Origin of the sequence: Akkermansia sp. 54_46 (assembly GCF_001917295.1) — a bacterium.
Lineage (GTDB): Bacteria > Verrucomicrobiota > Verrucomicrobiia > Verrucomicrobiales > Akkermansiaceae > Akkermansia > Akkermansia muciniphila.
Window position 1 is genome coordinate 53,661 of the sequence record NZ_MNUD01000036.1, and the last position, 19,551, is coordinate 73,211.

Genomic DNA, 19,551 nt, shown 5'->3' on the forward strand with positions numbered 1-19,551 from the left:
GCCACTCAAACCTTGCTTTTCAAAAATGGTAAACGAGAAATACCCACGCCTTAAGAACGCTCTCCACGGCCATTCCTTCTATTCCAGCCTCCTGTCTAGATATCCCATCAAAACTCCTGAACTATGAAACGCCCCTATTTCTCCTCTTCCATTACCCTTTGATACTCCCGCCACAACTCATCAATATGATACTCGCTGCCCAAAGCATATTTAACGGCGCCATCAAACGACCACGGAACGACCTCAAGAGCACTACGGTTCAATTTGCGTAGAAATTCAGGGTCTTTATAATCCCGCAGCCACACAAAAAAATGACCTGCATGGAGGTAGCCATCCATATAACTGCCGCCCGTAGGACGGTAGGCTCCTCTATGGAATCCCCCGTTAGCTATACGAACGGCATCAGCCATCCCCTCGATAAATGCTCTAAATTCCCTGTTCGTTCCATAGGAACCTATCCCCTGGGGTTCCTGTTGGTAAACATGGGTTAGCTCATGCAACAAGACTCCTCGAATTTCAAAATAAACCTTCGCCGCATCATCATCTTTAAACAAACCCTCAATATGGCGCGTGCTGCAGGAAATGGCCACCTCTCCATTTCCTCCCCATTTGCAGGCAACTCCATCGGTATCCTCCAGCATGAAACGCAAATGGTGGACAGGAACAATACATTCTTCAGGACTCTCATACAACGTATGGAGAACAATACGGGACAACTGACGGATATAAACCTCCGTATCTGGAATCAATCGGTGAAAAATGCGGGAACCTTTACTATGCGGAGCCTTATCATCGAATGAAATGCGGCCCAAAGAAAAATTCCCCCCAGATTATATCCGAATCCTCATTCAGAACAATGGCTGAGGCATCTTTTTCCGTCTTATGCTCCGGAGCTTCCAGAATACATGAAAATATCCCCATGAACAAGCACAAACATAACCCGGAAACCAGACAATATCTTTTCATATTCGTCCAATAATACTTCCCGTCATTTCTCCTCTATCAGCCGAAAAACCAACTTCCTCCGTCAAAATATTGCATTCAACAAAAAACACAAAAATCCATCTTTCATTCTTCAGCAACAAATACCCTTATTTCAATATATCTCCCTCCCTTAATAAAACAACGATTCGTATTTAAATATGTCAAACATACATAAAAACTTCAATTCACGCACCCGTGTGGGTGCGACGGCCTGACGAATACGGTTTGAGTATCAAACATGCAACAAAGGTCTTGCGCCAACCTGATGCAAGAACCAGATGCGGTCAGGCCTGATCAAAGGGAATTTTTCTGTCAAGCTACATTTCTCAATCGCTTACAGCATGCGCCGGATTCCCGGAAATTTTCTGTGAGCTTGAGGTTGGCGCAAGCGCAGCATCCGATGTGGCATCATCTTAGAAAACCTCAGTTACTTCACGTCCGAGCCAGCTTGCACTCAATTTGGCTCATTGATGCTAACCGTTCTTTTTTACTGCGTCCAGAAACATCTTCCTCATTCCTTCACAAAACCAGGAATTCACCTACCGGAAAACAGGAATATCCGGATCTATATACATGCCTTGCTGCCACCCTAATGGCAGTCAACTGACCTGCATTCCACTTGCGCCGCCATGCAACAGGAGCCGCCCTTACGGACGGCTCCTGTTTAAGGCTCAATAGAAGAAGCTTGCCTCGCTCTTACAGGGCAGTCGGGATTTCCTTGCCCAGTTCAGACGCCTTTTTGGCGGAACCATCCCCGGCAATACGTTCCAGAATCACATCCTTGTAGCTCATGCCCCCCAGAATCATCGGCAGCACATGCACATCATGGGGAACCATGACGTCCAGGACATAGGCCTCAGGGGATTCAATCATCCGAGTGATAGCCGCCGGAAGCTCCTCTATGCGAAGCACACGCTCGCACTTGACGCCGAACCCGGCACAAATAAGCGGATAATTCGGGTAGATGACATCTTCCGTTTTATGGGTAGGATCATAATTGTCGTGCGGGTCCGCCAGGAAGGTTTGGGCCCGGTTGGAATCATACTTCAAATCTTCCCATTGGACCACCATGCCCAGGTGCTGGTTGTTCAGAATAATGCATTTGACGGGCAGACGCTCCACATGAATGGTTGCCAGCTCCTGAATATTCATGAGCATGGAACCGTCCCCGTCAATATTCACAACCAGTCTGTCCGGATAAGCCAGGCACGCTCCCATGGAGGCGGGAAGTCCATAGCCCATGGTTCCCAAACCGCCGGAAGTGGCCAGACGGCGGGGCTTGTCAAATTTGAAGAATTGAGCGGCAAACATCTGATGCTGGCCCACCCCCGTGCAGATGATGGGGTCCTTGTCCGCCGTCTGGCGGTAGAGCTCCTCAATGACAGCCTGCGGGGCGATATACCCTTTGCGGTCCTCATAGGAGAAGGGGTACTGTTTTTTCCAGCCGTCAATCACGCCGAACCATTCAGGAGTGCGGGTGTAGACGGAGGATTTGCGCTCCCAGCCTTTTGCGGCCAGAGCGGAGTTGAGCACCCGGAGGGCGTCCTTCACGTTTGCGCGGATGGGATACGCCACCTTCTTGTTTTTATTGATCTCGCTGGCGTCGATATCAATGTGAACGATCGTGGATTCCGGACAGAACATATTGACGGCGCCTGTCACGCGGTCGTCAAACCGGGCGCCCAGGGCAATAACCAGATCCGCTTCATTCACGGCGTTATTCGCAAACACGGCTCCGTGCATGCCCAGCCAACGCAGGGAAAGAGGGTGGGTTTCCGGCATGGCGCCAATGCCCATCAGGGTGGTCGCCACAGGAATCTGGGAACGTTCCGCAAATTCCAGAAGATCCCCGGAAGCTTCCGCAGAAATGATGCCGCCGCCGGCGTAAATGACAGGCCGCCTGGCGTTTTCAATCAACGGGATGAGTTCTTCCAGCTTATCCGCAGGGACGGGCAGCACGGGGTTGTAGCCGGGAATATCCATCTCCATGTCAAAGTCCGGTGTAAACACGGCCTCCTGCACGTCCTTGGGCATGTCAATCAGCACAGGGCCCGGACGGCCCGTAGAGGCGATGTAGAAGGCTTCCTTGATGATACGGGGCAGTTCTTCCGGTTCCGTCACCAGATAGCTGTGCTTCACGATAGGGGCGGTCATGCCGAATACGTCTGTTTCCTGGAAGGCGCCGCGTCCAATCAAGGAGCGCATGACCTGAGCCGTAATCGCCACCAGAGGCGTGGAGTCCAGATAAGCATCCGCAATAGAGGTAATCATGTTGGTGGCGCCGGGGCCGGAAGTGGAAATGCAAACGCCCACCTTGCCCGTAACGCGGCCATAGCCTTCCGCGCCGAATGCCCCGCCCTGTTCATGGCGGGGCAGGATGGTCCGTATCTTGGGCTGATGGCTCAGGGCCTGATGAATCGGCATGCTGGCGCCGCCAGGATAGGCAAAGACGACGTCTACACCTTCACGCACGAGGCATTCCACGAGCACTTCAGCTCCTGTCATGCGGGTTTTCGTCGGGGCGGATGATGTTTTGTCGTTTGTGCTCATGTGCAAATAATATTTTATTTGTTCAATAGGAAAAAAGGTTCTAACGCATTCCGGGCGCAATGTGAAGCCTTTTCCTTAAAAGGAAGAAGGGCATGGAGAAAGGAGGAAAATCCCGGAATCCCCTTCCGTACCAAATCCGGAAAGAGGAATCAGGACAGGGATGGCCGCCGGACCTGTACGCAGTCCATTCCTGCGGCCGCGGCAGCTTTCATGCCGGGTTCGGCATCCTCAAAAACCACGCAACGGTCCGGGGATGCCCCCAGGAGTTCCGCCGCCTTCAAAAACATGTCCGGAGCAGGTTTGCCATGCTCCACCTCATCCGGCGTCAAAATCACATCAAAAAGGCCTGAAAGTCCGGCAGCAGCCAGAGTCCGGGACGCTCCCGGCATGGCGCTCCCGGTAGCTATCGCCTTGGGGGCGTCTCCCAGGGAATGCACGAATTCCACCACTTCCCGGATAGGCTGCATGCCTTCCTTTTCCAGCATTTCCAAATAAATGCGGCGCTTGTCCGCAGCTGTGGACGCCGCATCCATGTGCATGCCGTACCGTTCATTTAAAAAACGCACCACATCATTGGCGGATTTTCCGCCGCAGGAATAAAATTCATCCGCCCGGAACACATGGTCCGGAGCCCCCGCTCGAGCCAGGGCTTCACGCCATGCCCTGTAATGGAGCGGCATACTGTCCACCAGGGTGCCGTCCAAATCAAAAATATATCCTTCATATTTTTTTTCAGGCAAATCCACGCGTTTCTTCATAACGGGAGAATATAGTGCCACAAACTCCTTTTCCGGTAAAGCCCACAGTCAGCCCGTGCAGGAAAGGAATGCCTTAAAAAATACATCAAGAGCTTGACATTTTGTCCTGTTATTCTAATGTTTTTGCCACCTCGAAACGGAAACCGAACCTTTTTTAAACATGGCCAATACCAAATCCGCACTCAAGCGCATCCGCCAGACAGCAACCCGCACCGCCCGCAACCGCGCCGTGACCTCCAAGTTGAAGACCCTCCGCAAGAAAGTTGCCGCTGCGGTGGAAACGTCCGACAAGGAAGCCGCTGCTGCTGCCTACAACACTTTCTCCTCAGCCGTTGACAAAGCCGCCAAGGTTGGCATCATCCCCGCCAATCGTGCAGCCAACTACAAGAGCAAGGCCGCCAAGGCCATCGCAAAAATCGCCTGAGTTTTCACTTCGGTTTTCTGACGATTCTTTATGGCAAGCCGCTCTGTTCTGCTGAGCGGCTTGTTTTATTTTCTACTCCCATGCAGCAATCCCGCCTGGATAAAGCCAAACTGATTATTGACCGTCCCGGGGACTTCAAGGTTTGCGAAGCCTGCGGTTCCATCGTATCCCTGACTACGGCAGTGTGTCCCAACTGCAACGCCTACCGTTTTGACTCCAATACGGAATATGTCGTGGAACAAGCTGTACTGCTTGCATCCCGGGAACAACGTTCCGTTACACCGGAAGATTTGGAAATTTAGGAAACGCTCCCGCGCAGTTTTCCCTATGCTTTCTTCCGCGGCCCAGGCAACTGCGCCGTGTTACGGAAAAAACGGCCGTGCCGCCGTTGAAAGAGAACTCTTTTTTTCTCATTCACCAAACCGGAGGCGTTTTGCTACTTGCGCAGATCCGCAATGCGGAGGATGGTGGCCTCAATCAGGTTGGCCGGGCATGAGGCGCCCGCCGTAATTCCCACCTTCAGGGATTTGCCCAGGTTCTGCACTACCGGTTCCGTAGTCATGCGGCGCACTTCCCGCGTCTTCGTATCAAAAGCATCCACATACTGGATGGACTTGATGCATTCTGCGGACTCAATGAAGTACGTGGGCACATGCTCCCTGGCAATATCCACCAGATGCGTTGTGTTGGAACTGTTGTAGCCACCCACCACAAACATGACGTCCAGAGGATTTTTCAGCAGTTCATACAGGGCATCTTGGCGATCCTGGGTAGCACCGCAAATGGTGTCAAACACATAAAAATTATCATCGTCCCCGTCCCTCTGAACAATGGCATCCTTCACCATCTTCTGGAGCGTCTGCGTCTCCGTTTTCAACATGGTGGTCTGGTTGGCGATGCCAACCTCCTCCAGATCCCGGTCGGGATCGAATCCCGGGGAACAGCATCCTTCAAACCGTTTCAGGAATGCCTCGCGGTCTCCGCGGCCCATGATGTAGTCGCACAGGATACGGGCATCCTCCAAATCGTAAACCACCAGGTATTTCCCCCTTCCCCGTTCCCCAAGAGCCCGGGAAGCCGTAGCGCTGGTTTCCTCATGGGTAGCCTTACCGTGGATAATGGAGGTAATCCCCATGGCGGCGTAATTCTTCACTCTTTTCCAGACCTTCATCACGTCTCCGCATGTCGTATCCACAATCTGCACGCCCTTCTCCTCCAGCGCATCCATGAAAGGAGTGGGAACACCGAACGCGGGAATAATCACCACATCGTCCGGAGCAACCCGGTCATAGGAGGAATCCAACTGCTTCCAGGGAAGTTTTCGAATGCCCATTTCCTCCAGCTGCCGGTTCACTTCCGGATTGTGAATAATGTCCCCAATCAGAAAAATCCGCCGGTCAGGAAACACTCTGCGTGCCGCATATGCTATATCAATAGCACGGCGCACGCCGTTGCAGAACCCGAACTCCCGGGCGAGAAAAAATTCCGTATGGCCCAGATTGTACACATTGCCCGCAGAACGGATGTGGGAAATCAATTCACTCTGGTAATGCTGCTGGATTTCCTTTTCCACCTGCTCCATTACTTCGGCCCGTCTCACATTCACTCTGGCTTTGCGGGTTGAGTCCTGATTCATGCTCCCAGCTTCCACACTTTCCTTCTTTCGTCAAGACAATCACAGCTTGCCAACCGGAGCTTTTCACGGTATGCACAGACCCATGCTCCTGGCCCTGGCCCCCATGAAAGATGTGACGGATCTGGCTTTCCTCAACACATTGAAGGACTTGAATTCCCTGCCGGATTATTTCATCACGGAGTATTTCCGGACGGTGGCCCATCATAAAAAGATGTCGCCATACATTCTGCGCTCCATTGATGAAAATCCTACAGGCCGCCCCATTTACGGACAGCTCGTGGGCCATGAACCGGAATACCTGGCAAGGGATGCGCAGGTCCTGATGGAACACGCCTGTGCAGGCGTGGATCTGAACATGGGCTGCCCCGCTCCCATCGTATGCCGGAGAAATGCGGGCGGAGGCATGCTGCGGTCCCTGAAGGCCATGGACGCGGCCCTGGGAGCGCTTCGGGACGTATTGCCCCCCGGAGCCTTCACCGTCAAATGCCGCCTGGGATACGAAACACCGGACGAGTTTGAACGGATTCTTCCGGTAATTGCCTCCCATTCCCCGGACAGGGTGTGCATCCACGCCCGCACCGTCCGTGAGGGCTACCGCTCCCCGGTACACCCGGAATGGGTGAAATGGGCCGCAGGAATGCTGAAATGCCCAGTAGTCGCCAACGGAAATATTGTGGATGCAGCCACAGCGGAGGCATGGGTGCGGCTGGCCCGGCCAGCTGGGCTGATGATTGGACGGGCAGCCCTGCGCAATCCCTGGATATTTTCACAGCTTCATTCCCGCTTTCAGGGCCATCCTGCAGCAGACCTTACTTTCCGGAACGTGCTGCACTATATTCGCCGCCTTTATGAACGCACGCGGGAAATGCAGGAACATTATGTGGAGGAAAAACACATCCACCGCATGAAAAAATATCTGGTTTATACCGCTCGGGGACTTCCCGACACTTTTGACCATTACATGAAAAGGGCGAAAACCGCCCGCGATTTCATGCGCATTTGCGAGGATATTCTGGATAACGACGCACCCTTTGCCCCCACTCCGCCGGAAGACACGCATCTCTTTGCCCATTTCCATACCCTTCTTGCGCAAGAGGAAGCTTGTCTCCCTCCCGGAATTCAGGTATGAATTTCAACGTTCATGAATCTGCTGCCTTTCGCCCTTCTCCCGGGCCTGACCGCCGCTATTTGCGCCGCCCATGACGCCATTCAGGACGGGGTGGAGTTTCTGCGTGCCCACATGCCCGCGCAGGACAGGGGAACGGTTACGCAAGAAAGGCTGGTCCGGGAAGTCCGCCTCGCCCTGGCTGCACGGAGCCAATTCCCCTGGGCTGCCCAGGTTCCGTGGGAACTTTATGAAAATAATGTTCTCCCTTATGCCGTGGTCAACGAACCGCGAGACGAATGGAGGGAGCAGTTCCATCACCTCTTCGCACCGCTTGTTTCCCCATGCAAGACGGGGCGGGAAGCCGCCCTCGCCATCGCCTCCCTCATCCAGAAAACCCTGAATGTACGCTATTCCACGGAGAGAAGAGTTCCCCACCAGGGAGTCAAGGAATCCCTGCAATCCGGCAAGGTCTCCTGTACGGGCCAAAGCATCCTGCTAATCTGCGCTCTTCGCTCCGTGGGCATTCCGGCCCGCATGGCGGGCGTTCTTACCTGGAACCACGTGCGCGGCAACCACAACTGGGTGGAAGCCTGGTGTGACGGAGAATGGAAAATGCTGGAATACAATGAAAAGGACTTCAACACCCCGTGGGTGATGTCCGCCATCAGCATGCTGGATCCCCGCAAACCGGAGAACGCCATTTATGCCACCTCCTGGAAAAAAGAACCTTCAGGAGCCTTTTTTCCTATGATATGGGAAGCCCGCTACGACGAAAAACGGCACGCGCTGGCTTTCCCTCCGGAAAGCCGTACCGTCCCCGCCGTCAATATCACGGACCGCTACATGAAACTGGCGAATGAATGGGTGGCGGCCCAACCGGAATATGTGCCCGGCAGCCGGCTGATGCTGGACATCAGGGAAGAGAGAAAAAACGGTGCCAGAAGGCTTCCCTTGCACGTCGTCCTCAAATCGGAAGAAGGGAAAGTTCTGGCGGAAGGCATTACACCCGGACCGTCCGACGACATGAGGAAGTTTCTTGAGGTACTCCTGCCGGACAATATTTCCCGCGGCATGCTGGAGTTCAAGCTGCCTGACGGAACCGTGCGCCATGAACCTGTGGCACACACGGAAGCCCCGGTTCAGATTTTGAACTTCTTCGTGTCCGCTCCATGAAAATTCCCCTGTTTTTCAATAACACGGCGCGCAGCGCCAGAGCCGGACGATTCCGCCGCTGGCTGGATCGGCACCGGGATTTTTTTGACGTTATTGAACCGGAAAGCAGGGAAGACATGTTGAACCATTTGGTTTCTCAGGCTAATTCCGGAGCGCCTGCCGTTGCTGTGGCAGGCGGGGACGGCACGCTGGGAATCGCGGCAAGGGCTCTCTGCAATACGGAAACGGTGCTGGCCCCCTTCCCTGCGGGTACCATGAATGTTTTTTCACGGGAAATAGGAATCCGCCCGGATTTCGACCACGCCCTGCACATTCTGAACACGGGGCGTTCCAAAAATGTGGACCTGTTCGCATTCAACGGGCAAGTTTTTCTCCAAATGGCGGGCATTGGCGCGGATGCCCGAGCCGTAGAACTGACCACATGGGAAATGAAAAAAAAATGGAAAGCCCTTGCCTATGTAATTGCCGGCGCCCGCGTCTGTACGGAAAAACAGCCGCACCTCACCCTGACCACAGATGAAGGCCGGGTATTGGAAGGCCGTTCCATCATCTTCGGCAATGGACGCAAGTATGGCGGGCCGCTTAACTTCTTTGCTGAAGCGGACAACAGTGACGGCCTTCTGGACGCAGTAGTATTCAGGCATTCCATTACTTCCATCATCGGGGAATTCCTGATGGCCGCAGTCCAAGGGGGCTTTCATTCCCGGAGGAGCGGCAGTTTTGAATACATCCGGATGACGGGAGGAACCGTCACCTCCGCCGGACAGGCCTCCTGCGAACTGGACGGCGATTATGCAGGAAACGCTCCGGTCCGCATCACCCGCCCCGGCTCGCTGAAAGTGTTCGTCCCCTGAAACGCAGCGGGGAAACAGGCCTTTCCGACAGAAGCCAGGAAGCCCCCAGCCTCCCTTACCTTCTCCATAAAACCATAAACAAGCCGTACCGGAAAAACCGGTACGGCTTGTGAACAGGAAGAAAGCTTCCGCAAGGAACGCGTTACATTCCCATGATCTGATAACCGCCGTCCACGTAAATCACCTGCCCGGTGATTGCGGCTGCGCCGTCACTGGCCAGGAAAACGCCGGTGGCTCCCAATTCCTCACCCGTGCAGGAACGGCCCAGAGGGGCATGCTCCTCATACACCTTGAACATGGTGTTAAAACCGGAAACGCCGCGAGCAGCAAGCGTCTGCATGGGACCTGCACTGATGCAATTGACACGGATACCGCGGGAACGGCCCAAATCATAAGCCAGATAACGGGTGCAGGCTTCCAGGGCAGCTTTGGAAACTCCCATCAAATTGTAGTTAGGAACCACTCTTTCGGATCCCAGATAGGACATCGCCAAAATGCTGCCGTTGTCGGACATCATGGGTTCCACGGCGCGGGAAAGAGCTACCAGGGAATAAGCGGAGATATCCAGGGAAATCTTGAACGCCTCGCGGCCCGTTTCCAGGAAACTGCCGCCAAGAGCCTCCTTCGGGGCAAAAGCCACGGAATGCAGCAGACAATCTACTTTATCCGTATGCTGGCGGACCCTTTCAAAGAAAGCGTTAACAGATTCATCACTGCTGACATCCAGATCATAAACGGGAACATCCTCTCCGAAGTTCTCATGGATCAGCTTGAGAACTCCGTCCTTGAGACGTTCTCCCTGATAATTGAAGATGAGCTTTGCGCCCGCTTCATGCCATGCCTTGGCAATTGCGAACGCGATGCTGCGCTTGTTCGCTACGCCGACTACGACACCAACTTTGCCTTCGAGTAATTTACTTGACATAATGGTAACTGAATACTGCCTTACTTTCCTTCATTTGACAAGAAAAACGGACGTCACGGCATTTTCGTCAGGCTCCCGTCTGCTGGCGGCACGCTTTGACCGTATTAGCCATCAACATGGCGATAGTCATCGGCCCCACGCCGCCGGGCACGGGAGTAATGGCCCGGCACTTGGGAGCCACCTCGTCATAGGCTACGTCTCCCACAATCCGGTAGCCGCGCTTGGCGGAGGCATCTTCCACACGGTTGATGCCCACATCCACCACTACGGCGCCGTCTTTCACAAAATCAGCCGTCACAAAAGCGGGCCGGCCTATGGCTGCCACGATGATATCAGCGGAACGGCAAAGTTCCGGCAGGTTTTTCGTACGGGAATGAGCCACGGTTACGGTAGCGTTTGCCTGTTTGGACATCAAAAGATGCGCCATCGGTTTGCCCACAATCATGCTGCGGCCAATGACCACGGCATTCGCTCCCGCCGTTTCAATGCCGGCGGCCTTTAACAGCCTCATACAGCCCAGAGGGGTACAGGGCACAAAACCGGTCTCATCTTCCAGCACCAGCTTGGCGACATTCTCCGGATGGAAGCCGTCCACATCCTTGGCAGGGTCTATTTCCAGGACCACGGCCGCCTCGTCGATATGGGGAGGAGGCGGGCTTTGCACCAGTATGCCGTGGACGGCAGGATCCACGTTCAATTCACGGACAATCCGGAGCAGTTCTTCCTGGGAGGCGTCGGAAGGGAGAACTATTTTACGGGAATTCATCCCCAGCTCCGCACACTTTTTCACCTTGGAATTTACATATACCTGGGAAGCGGGATCTTCCCCTACCAGAACCACGGCCAAACCGGGCGTTATTCCCTGTTCCCTGAGCCGGGCAATATCCCTTTCAACCTCTTCCAGCACCTGGGAAGCTACTTGTTTTCCATCGATGATTTGCATAATAATGATTGGTTAAGAGGCGGGAAGTCCGGAAGCCCCTCGCCAAGCAGCCCGGCCAGAAGACGGGCATAATCCGCCACCTGTTCATCCGTTGCGTCCGGAGGAATGAACAGGCGCTTTTTCCATAGAATATTTACGTTGGAACACGGTTTGGGAATGGCATAGCGGTCCCAGGTCTTGTTCAAACGCCAGCAGCTTTCATATTCGATACATACGGGAACGATGGGCAGCCCTGACTGGGAGGCCAGTTTGACAATACCGTGGTGCACTTCGTAAATAGGGCCTCGCGGACCATCCGGAGTAAAACAGAAGCAGACGTCCCCCTCCTGGATCTTTCGCATCATTTCCATGTAGGCCAGAGCCCCCCGCCGTCCGGAAGATCCCCGGACGGCACCCAGGCCAAAATGCCTGCATACGGCCTCCACTAGGGCGCCGTCCTTGCTGGCGCTGGTAAGCACACTCATCTTGAGTGGCTTCTGGGCCAGGGACCACGCATAACCCGGCACCATCGTGCGGTTGTGCCAAAGGGCTACCAGAAAAGGCGCCGTATAAACATCATCATGCTCCTCCTTGATGGAACGGATATTCAGGCTCATGCAAATGGGCTGGAGTACGGACCACAGGCCAAATCCGGCCAGCCTGGTCCACCAGCGGGAACGCTTTTCAGATGTTTTCCGAACAATAGGATTGAGCAGCAGCATGGAGTCCTGGCAATATCACATGAATCCGTCTACCGTAATACGGGGAGGAGAGGAATTTGACGGAGCTGGAAGAGCTATTCCACGGGAAGGAGCGGTATGCATTTCCGGGCGGCCCGTGTGCGGCGCCTCTTCCTGGAACATTCCGGCAGAGTTGTCCTGTGGAGACTCCGGAGTACCGGAAATTTTCACAGGAAGAATAATTTCATGCCCTTCCTGCGTCACGCCGGAAGGCAGTTTCCGGCTGTCCACCATGTAGGAAGGAATTTTAAAAACCAGCTTCCCCGTCAAGGAAGTACCGTTACTGTACACCCCCCCGGTCACTCCCAGAAAGCCCTGCTCAAACAGGGAAATTTCCTTCAGGGAGGCGGAACGGCCCGTTCCATCGCTTTCCAGCAGGAAAGAACCGGACGTAAAGACGGGAGAAGAGTACGGCAGCCTTATTTCCGTATTCCGGGCAGCCATGGCCGCCAGCAGGCGCAAAACAGGCAGCCTGATCATGGTCGCCTTGATAACGGAACCGCTGTATCCTTTTAGGGAGGGCCTCTTCTGTTCAGTTGTTACAGGCAAAGCAAAATCCAGCTTCAATTCATGCTTTTCATCCCCTTCCTGTTCTCCCGTCTGCACCTTGAGAAGGGAAGAGAAATCATCTCCCAGCAGGGAAGCGAGATCGAAATTTTTTCCTGTCAAAGTCCACGCCTGGTGACGAAAATCCGTACCCAGAAGGAAATTCCCCGTAATCATGAAGGGGCTGAGATCCGTAGGCTTATTGAGCAGGCGCCCTTTGTCCAGAAAACCGGAAAAAGTGAGCTGCTTGACGCCGCTCCCGTTTAGAATGACGGAACCGGAATCAACCCCCATCAGCGGCCAGCCCTTGATTTTCAATTTTTGCTGTGACAAATCCAGCACGTATTCCGGTTCAGGTCCGTTCCCGGACGTGCGGATGTAGGCTTCCGCCGTCATATAAAAGGGAGCGCCATTCCTCTCCAGAGTAAATTCTTCCGTCCCATGGGCATACCCCACTTCCAGACGCGGCGCTGTGTATCGCCGGAAAACGAACGGCAATTCCCGTTTCGTCTGCGGTACGGCAAATTTAACGAATCCGGGCCGCAAACCGACTACCGCCCTGGACACATTAAGGCTTTCCCCCTTGATTTTCCCCATGAATAAGGGCACGGCGGAAATTTCCCCGGAGATGCCTTCCATCGCCACAAAGGACAGGCAGGAATCTTCCGGAAAGGATACCCTGATGCGTGAAGCCTTCATGGTAAGGCCATCCACCGCCATTCCGGAAATTTTCACATCTCCGCCCCAGGCGGCGGAAAGATCAGCTTGCAGACGGCCGGCAAATTCCTCCGTATTGAAAGAAGTAAGGCGGTACATATACGTCCCCGCCAGCGCACCGGCAGCCAGCAGAACCAGAATGCAAAGGCCTATTAAAAAACGCTTGTTTTTCAACATGCCCCTGTTTGGCTCCCGCTGGTCGTCACTGTAAGTCCGCCGGCGCTTTTCCACCCGGATCACCTTGCTGCCGTCCGGGCGCACTACTACTTCCCTTCTCCGTTCTACTCCGTGGGAATCCGACGCATGCAGCTGACGCATGATATTATCAGCCCCCTGGGAAGGAGAAGACTCAAAATCGGAACCGCTGTTTTTCAATGGTCTTGATCCGGTTAAAGGTTACTGGACATTGCTGAGGGCGGGGAGAGAAGCGTCCCCTGCCGGGACCTCCTCGTCCGGAATGGAAGTATCCGGCGTATAAAGCTTCTTGCCGCCCGGATCCACCACTTCCGCCTTTACCATGATGATGATGGCCTTGCGCTGTTCCTTGGACCCCTTGGAACGGAAAAGGCGCCCCACCCAGGGAATATCCCCCAGAACGGGAATTTTATCCTCATACGTAATGGAAGTGGATTTTTTCAAGGCGCCGATGACGAGCGTATTGCCGGTGGCTATGCGCACCGGAGCGGTCAGGCGCCGCGTGGAAAACACGGGCTGAAGGATGAAGTTGTCTGAAGTTTTCACCATGACGACATCTTCCTTTGCGTCCTTTTCCTGGGAGACCATGGGAACGAAAAGCGACGTACCGTAATTGATGAAACCGTCAAAATCCACGATTTCCGGCACTACGGTCATTTCCACGATGGATTTGTCATCGCTGATGCCGGTCACTTCCACATTGAAGATCGTGCCAAGCTGCCTGGTTTCAAAGGCAGTGGGATGGGCGGGAGTCATGGGCATGACCGGAATACCGCCGCCGTTATTGTCATTGTCGCCCCAGTCATTATTATTGCCCGTGCTGTTGGGAACTTCAGGCGGATCATATTCCGTAGGGTAAATCAGTTCCCTGCCGCTGAAAAAGGTGGCTTTTTCACCGGGGCGCACAATCACGGAAGGATGCTGCATAATGTCTGTGCCTTTTTTCTGGCTCAGGCCGCGCATAATCATCGTGATATCCGCGTGACTCCACATGCCGCGCAGAGTGACGATGCTGGGAGCACCGCCGGGAACATAGGTCGCATCAGAACTTCTGGCGGAAGTGCCGCGTTCTATCATGCTGTCAATGCTATCTTCCGTAAAAACCTGGTTGCCGGAACGCAGGCCGCCCACCACTCCTGCGGGAGCGACGGCCCCGGCCACATTGGCGGCGCTGTCCAGCACGGAATTGTTATAGTCATTTTTATCGGTTCCCGCGCCGCCCATGAACCACTTGGTAGGGTCCAGGTTCAGATTGACGATCCAGTTAAAGCCCAATTCCTCCAAGTCCGTCTGATTGACTTCCAGAAAGGTCGCGCTGACCACCACCTGGAGGGGCTGTTCCGCAGTCCTGGCCGCTACCAGCTCCTCCAGCATGCTCAAATCTCTGGGCGTGCCATGGAAAAGAAGAGTGGAGTTGCCCGAGTTGTATTTAATGAAACTGCCTTCCGGGAATTTCACCCCCATGGAAGCCAGCGCCTTTTGCGGATCCACCCGTTTCAGGGTCATGCCGGAAGAACCGGAATCACCGGAACTGAAGGGGTCTGAATTTTCGGCGCTGGAGTCCTCCGACAATCCGGAAAAGAAGCCCGGCGGAAGGGTAATGGACTTGGTGACCATGTAGGAAGTTCCGTCTGAACTGGATACCAGTTCCGCACCAAAGGCATTTGTCCGCAGAATAAGGCCGGATGCGCGCGCCACGTATTCCAGGGCCTCACGAAGAGGTACATTCTGAAGATTAAGCGTAATTCTCTTGGCGGCGGCGTCCCTGGCGGAAACGCTGTCTGCAGGACCGGGATCCACGGAAATATTCACGCCGCGTTCCGCCGCAGTCATGGCCGTGGCATCATGCGTCCTGGCCTGGCTGCGCAGATAGTCCACGGCTTCCTGCACCGTCGCTCCATCCAGCTGCACACGGGGCAGACGGATCATGCCCAGTTTCTGGTCCACATTCACCACCGGGTTATCCAGGGGACGGGAAAATGAAGCGGGTTCTTCCGGTGTTTCCGTCAAAGGAACGGGCATCTCCCACTGTCTGGAAACATCCGCCAGGGCACTGCTGCGGGTTTCATCCCTGGCAGCGCTAAAATAGGCGGTTCTGGCGCGGTTAACTAGTTCCATGCCGCGCCGCGCCGCCGTATTGTAAGGGTCCGTCTTAAGGACGGACGTAAATTCCTTCAGGGCCGCATCATACTGGCCCAGTTCATAATAGCCGAAAGCCAGGTGAAGCAGACGGCTGACTTCCTCTACATTTTTTACGTGTTCCGGAGACAATGCCGGATTCGTACGCACCGGGTCGCGGGCTATTTCCAACGTGCGCCTGGCCAGGGCATGGTCCGGAGTGGATTTCAGGGCATCTTCCAGCAACTTGACGGCCTCATCATAACGCCCCGCCTTGATATATTCCTGGGCCACGGCCACGCTGGCATCCGCGATGCTGGTTTCCAGGAAACGGCGGCGCTTCTCCATGTTGGGGGATTTGGGCAGCGCAGTCAGGCTTCTGCGGTAATTGTCCAGAGCTTCCTGGTACTTGCCCTCGGAATATTGCTGACGCGCCTGCCCCAACAGCAGCATGGAAGCCTGAGCCTGCTCTTCCATCCGGGCTGCTGCCCGGCGTGCGGCCCCTGCCCCCTCCTGGGCCAGCCCCTGGCCGGCTCCAATACCGGCAACGGCAAGCGCCATGGCAATTTGCTGAATGGCAGACATGGAGTGAGGGAAACGTCTAGTCATAGGAATTTCCGGGACTATACCGAATTAAAAACCGCCCGTCATCATAAAAACGCCCAGCAGAGTAAAAAATATCGGCAAAGGCTGCAGCTTCCCTCCGGAGGGAACGTTTCTTTAAACGGCAGACAGTTCCAGCACGCCCACATGTCCCGGTTTCAGGGGATGGGACAGACCGCAGTCCATCAATTCCCGCCGCTCAAAAATCCTCTCCTCATCCTCGGCGTCCATCAGGTTTCTGACGCGTACCCGATCCGTCTGGATGCCGCACCAGCCGAAAGCGTGCTGGGGAATGGAAATGCGCAGGTTGTAGAAATTGATATTTGGAGAAAGGTTCCCCACCACAAGCACGGTAGCCCTGGCGCGGGCATCATGCCGGAGCATGGCATATACCCAGTGGCCGGAAGTGTCTTCCGCCGGTTCCCTGCCGAAAGTGGTGTTTTTCATATTAGCCCAGTTCAGGCCGTAAAAATCTCCCCGGTCCAGCGCCGGATGCTGCATCAGAGGAAGAAGCTTCCGATGAAAATTTCTCAGTTCTGCGGACTCTTCCGGCAGCAGGGAAGAGTCAAACCGGCCATTCGCCACCCAGGGCTGGAGCCGGGGGAGGCAGGTATAGTCAAAAATACTGGTACGTCCGTCATGTCCGCCGAAACCGCCGGGCCCCTCCGCCCGTTCCCCCACTTCCTGCCCGTTGTACACCAGCACGGGACCGCTCCCGGAGGCATACACCAGCGTCATGACCGCCGGCAGAACAACGCGTCCCACGCCGCCCCAGGAAAGAGGGGAGCACACGCGAGTTTCATCATGGTTTTCCACGTAGCGGACGCCGTGGGTCATGTATATGGGATTGCTTCGGAAAAGCCGGTCGAAGTCATTGGCCCAGTTATTTTCCGTGTACATATGGAGCGCCAGATGATAGCAGTCGGAATCGTAAACGGCATTAAATCCGGCATCCAGAAGGGCGGCGCACGGATCGCCGGGTGTGGTTTTCATGTGGTCGTTGTATGCCTCCGCCATGAAAAACACGTCCGGCAGACGCACCCGGGAACGGGAAATGGCCCATTTCCAGAAAGCCATGGGGATCATTTGGGCCATGTCGCACCTGAAACCGCCGATGCCCAGGCTTTGCCAGAAGGAAAGGATATCGTCCATGATGCGCCATGTCTTGGGCACATGCTGCTTGGGGCTGGTCCACCCCGGCAACAGGCGGAGGGCAGGAAGACCGGCCATAAAGTTATAGCCGTAGTTGAGCTTGACCGTTTCATACCAGTCGTACTTGCCGGGATTCCATGTAACGGCATTGTTGCCCGTCACACGTCCGAACGTCATTTCCCCTTCAAACAGGCCGTCCGGCAGACGCAGGGGTGGACCGTCCCCAGGGCTGTTGGAGGTCAGGTAAAAGTACCCCTGCTCCGGAGAAAAAAACGTATGGGGATCATCTCCTTCTCCAAAATCGTCATGCCCGTCCCAGTCCGCCAGGTAGGCTCGGGAAACATGGTTGGGAATAAAATCCATCATCGGCAGCAGCCCCACCGTCCGGCAACGCTTTACCAGAGCCTTGAACTCATCCATTCTCTTCTCCGGGGAGGAGGCCAGATCCGGATCCACGTCAAAATAATCCACCACGGCATAGGGACTTCCTGCCAGGCCTTTTACGATGGATTTCGGCTGGGCGGCTAGCCCGGGATGGGACGTCTGCGTAGCGTGCCTCAGCACCCCGGTCAGCCAGATGTGTGTGAAACCCATCCGTGCTATTTCACGTAAGGCTTTATCCGTCACTCCATTAAAAGTTCCGCACCCGTTCGTTTCCCGGCTCCCCCAGTCAACTCCATGGGTCTCCATATTGGAAAAATGACGAACAAATAGTTGATAAATGACAGGACGCATGAGTTGAAATAATCAAATTTTGACGCTTATAATGCTAACTTTTTCAGGTATTCTGCAAGCGCATTCTGTTCCACCGGGGCAATTTGTCCCAGCTGCAGCAGGGCTTCCTCCCTGGTCCGGAGCGTTCCCTCCAACTGAAGCTCCTGCAGACGGGACAGCCATTTCCCGAAATCAGGCCCCGGGGACAGCCCCAGATTCACCAGATCACGCCCGGTCACCAGAGGAGGAGGCACCAGAGGGGCATTCCGGTAGGAATCCATGAAGTCCCTGACAAATTGCCAGTTGTCCATCAGTCCGTTGGAGGAAAGGCAATCCAGGCGGTGGAGTTCCAGTTCATCCCGGAAATGAGGAGCGTTCATGAACATTCGCAGCGTAGATTTCCTCATCTGCCTCACGTTGATGAAGCGCATATGGCGCTCCACCATGGAACACACCGCATCCACCACGGCATTGGAATATTTCAGCCTTCTTAAAATGACCCTGGCCATGGAAGAGCCTTCCTTGTCATGACCGGAAAAACGGATGCGCCCCGTTTCATCCACCTGACGGCAGGGAGGTTTCCCGATGTCATGCAGCAGAACCCCCAGGGCCAGCTCCAAAGACACGGGGGAGCCGTCCCTTCCCAGCGCATCCAGCATCATCAGCGTATGGGTGTATACGTCTCCTTCCGGATGCCATTGGGGAGGTTGCGTACAGCCTATCATATCGTATATTTCCGGAATGACATGCTTCATCAACCCCGTTTCCACCAGCATTTCCACACCCCGTTTCCTTCCGGGAGACAATAAAATCCTGTCCAGTTCCTCCCGGATGCGTTCCGGGGAAATCCGGGCCAGCAGCGGAGCGTTCCTGAAAATGGAGGAGCAAGTCTCCTTCTCCACCTGAACTTCCCTGGTAACGGCAAAACGTACGGCGCGCATCAGCCGCAGGGAATCTTCTTCAAAACGACGGTCCGGCTCCCCGATGCACCTCAATACGCGGGCCCGGATATCCTCCACTCCGCCTACATAATCCACCACACGGCCCGGAGGCAAAGAAAACGGATCTTCAAAGAGGCCGTTCATGGTAAAATCACGCCGCCGGGCATCTTCTTCCGCATCCGTGAAACAGACGGCCTCCGGCCTCCGGCCATCCCTGTAGCTTCCGTCTCTGCGGAAGGTCGCCACCTCAAAGGAAAAACCTTCGCGGCGTACCAGCATCACGCCGAAGGCGGCGCCCACTTCCCAGGCATCCGGAAACAGGCGCAACACTTCATCCGGGCGGGCGGAAGTAGCAATATCGATATCCTTCACGGAATATCCCAGCAATCTGTCCCGAACACAGCCGCCCACAAAATATACGGTGTGTCCTGCTCCGGAAAGAACCCGGGCCACGTCCTCCGCGGCCTTTCTCAACAGAATCCCCTCCATGA

Annotated in this window: 15 protein-coding genes and 1 pseudogene; 5 read left to right on the forward strand and 11 right to left on the reverse strand. The window is 54.9% G+C overall.

The genetic code is table 11. The features are described 5' to 3' along the window. Window positions 1-134: 134 nt before the first annotated feature. The 3 genes and pseudogenes from BHW66_RS11090 to BHW66_RS11100 form a co-directional block, all read right to left on the reverse strand. A pseudogene (locus BHW66_RS11090) lies at window positions 135-966 on the reverse strand (basic secretory protein-like protein). Window positions 967-1,680: 714 nt separating this feature from the next. Beyond that, the gene (gene ilvB, locus BHW66_RS11095) at window positions 1,681-3,534 is read right to left on the reverse strand and encodes a biosynthetic-type acetolactate synthase large subunit (protein ID WP_094140204.1); all 1,854 of its coding nucleotides are present in this window, start codon (window positions 3,532-3,534) and stop codon (window positions 1,681-1,683) included. Window positions 3,535-3,683: 149 nt separating this feature from the next. Continuing rightward, window positions 3,684-4,292 carry a beta-phosphoglucomutase family hydrolase gene (locus tag BHW66_RS11100; protein ID WP_012420683.1) on the reverse strand — a complete coding sequence of 203 codons (609 nt, stop codon included), beginning with the start codon at window positions 4,290-4,292 and terminating at the stop codon, window positions 3,684-3,686. A 160-nt stretch (window positions 4,293-4,452) separates the two neighbouring features. Here BHW66_RS11100 and rpsT point away from each other — a divergent pair, with 160 nt between their 5' ends. After that, complete coding sequence (rpsT, locus tag BHW66_RS11105) at window positions 4,453-4,716, forward strand: 30S ribosomal protein S20 (RefSeq protein WP_094140175.1); 264 nt, start codon at window positions 4,453-4,455, stop codon at window positions 4,714-4,716. Window positions 4,717-4,796: 80 nt separating this feature from the next. Next, window positions 4,797-5,018, forward strand: coding sequence for a hypothetical protein (locus BHW66_RS11110; RefSeq protein WP_022198802.1), 222 nt, complete (start codon window positions 4,797-4,799; stop codon window positions 5,016-5,018). A 134-nt stretch (window positions 5,019-5,152) separates the two neighbouring features. On the opposite strand, the gene BHW66_RS11115 is transcribed toward BHW66_RS11110, so the two are convergent. Then, the gene (locus BHW66_RS11115) at window positions 5,153-6,352 is read right to left on the reverse strand and encodes a 4-hydroxy-3-methylbut-2-enyl diphosphate reductase (protein WP_012420681.1); all 1,200 of its coding nucleotides are present in this window, start codon (window positions 6,350-6,352) and stop codon (window positions 5,153-5,155) included. Window positions 6,353-6,422: 70 nt separating this feature from the next. Here BHW66_RS11115 and BHW66_RS11120 point away from each other — a divergent pair, with 70 nt between their 5' ends. The 3 genes from BHW66_RS11120 to BHW66_RS11130 are packed head-to-tail and all read left to right on the forward strand — an operon-like array spanning window position 6,423 to window position 9,487. Further along, window positions 6,423-7,481 carry a tRNA-dihydrouridine synthase gene (locus BHW66_RS11120; protein ID WP_012420680.1) on the forward strand — a complete coding sequence of 353 codons (1,059 nt, stop codon included), beginning with the start codon at window positions 6,423-6,425 and terminating at the stop codon, window positions 7,479-7,481. Window positions 7,482-7,493: 12 nt separating this feature from the next. Beyond that, window positions 7,494-8,633, forward strand: coding sequence for a transglutaminase-like domain-containing protein (locus BHW66_RS11125; protein WP_022198800.1), 1,140 nt, complete (start codon window positions 7,494-7,496; stop codon window positions 8,631-8,633). Continuing rightward, window positions 8,630-9,487 (forward strand): diacylglycerol kinase family protein, encoded by an 858-nt coding sequence (locus tag BHW66_RS11130; RefSeq protein WP_022198799.1) that lies wholly within the window; start codon window positions 8,630-8,632, stop codon window positions 9,485-9,487. The genes BHW66_RS11125 and BHW66_RS11130 overlap by 4 nt, the downstream gene beginning before the upstream one ends. Before the next feature lie 142 nt (window positions 9,488-9,629). On the opposite strand, the gene BHW66_RS11135 is transcribed toward BHW66_RS11130, so the two are convergent. The 7 genes from BHW66_RS11135 to BHW66_RS11165 form a co-directional block, all read right to left on the reverse strand. Continuing rightward, window positions 9,630-10,412: an enoyl-ACP reductase gene (locus BHW66_RS11135; protein WP_022198798.1), complete on the reverse strand. Its 783-nt coding sequence runs from the start codon at window positions 10,410-10,412 to the stop codon at window positions 9,630-9,632. A 67-nt stretch (window positions 10,413-10,479) separates the two neighbouring features. Further along, window positions 10,480-11,355, reverse strand: coding sequence for a bifunctional methylenetetrahydrofolate dehydrogenase/methenyltetrahydrofolate cyclohydrolase FolD (gene folD / locus BHW66_RS11140; RefSeq protein WP_022198797.1), 876 nt, complete (start codon window positions 11,353-11,355; stop codon window positions 10,480-10,482). Continuing rightward, window positions 11,328-12,056 (reverse strand): lysophospholipid acyltransferase family protein, encoded by a 729-nt coding sequence (locus BHW66_RS11145; protein WP_022198796.1) that lies wholly within the window; start codon window positions 12,054-12,056, stop codon window positions 11,328-11,330. The genes folD and BHW66_RS11145 overlap by 28 nt, the downstream gene beginning before the upstream one ends. A 15-nt stretch (window positions 12,057-12,071) precedes the next feature. Further along, window positions 12,072-13,655, reverse strand: coding sequence for a hypothetical protein (locus tag BHW66_RS11150; protein WP_146018658.1), 1,584 nt, complete (start codon window positions 13,653-13,655; stop codon window positions 12,072-12,074). Window positions 13,656-13,733: 78 nt separating this feature from the next. Beyond that, window positions 13,734-16,235, reverse strand: coding sequence for an Amuc_1098 family type IV pilus outer membrane protein (locus tag BHW66_RS11155; RefSeq protein ID WP_046435745.1), 2,502 nt, complete (start codon window positions 16,233-16,235; stop codon window positions 13,734-13,736). A 135-nt stretch (window positions 16,236-16,370) separates the two neighbouring features. Beyond that, window positions 16,371-18,140, reverse strand: a complete 1,770-nt coding sequence (locus tag BHW66_RS11160; RefSeq protein ID WP_102734541.1) for an alpha-amylase family glycosyl hydrolase — start codon at window positions 18,138-18,140, stop codon at window positions 16,371-16,373. Window positions 18,141-18,166: 26 nt separating this feature from the next. After that, window positions 18,167-19,549, reverse strand: coding sequence for a CCA tRNA nucleotidyltransferase (locus BHW66_RS11165; protein WP_232051404.1), 1,383 nt, complete (start codon window positions 19,547-19,549; stop codon window positions 18,167-18,169). Window positions 19,550-19,551: the final 2 nt, after the last annotated feature.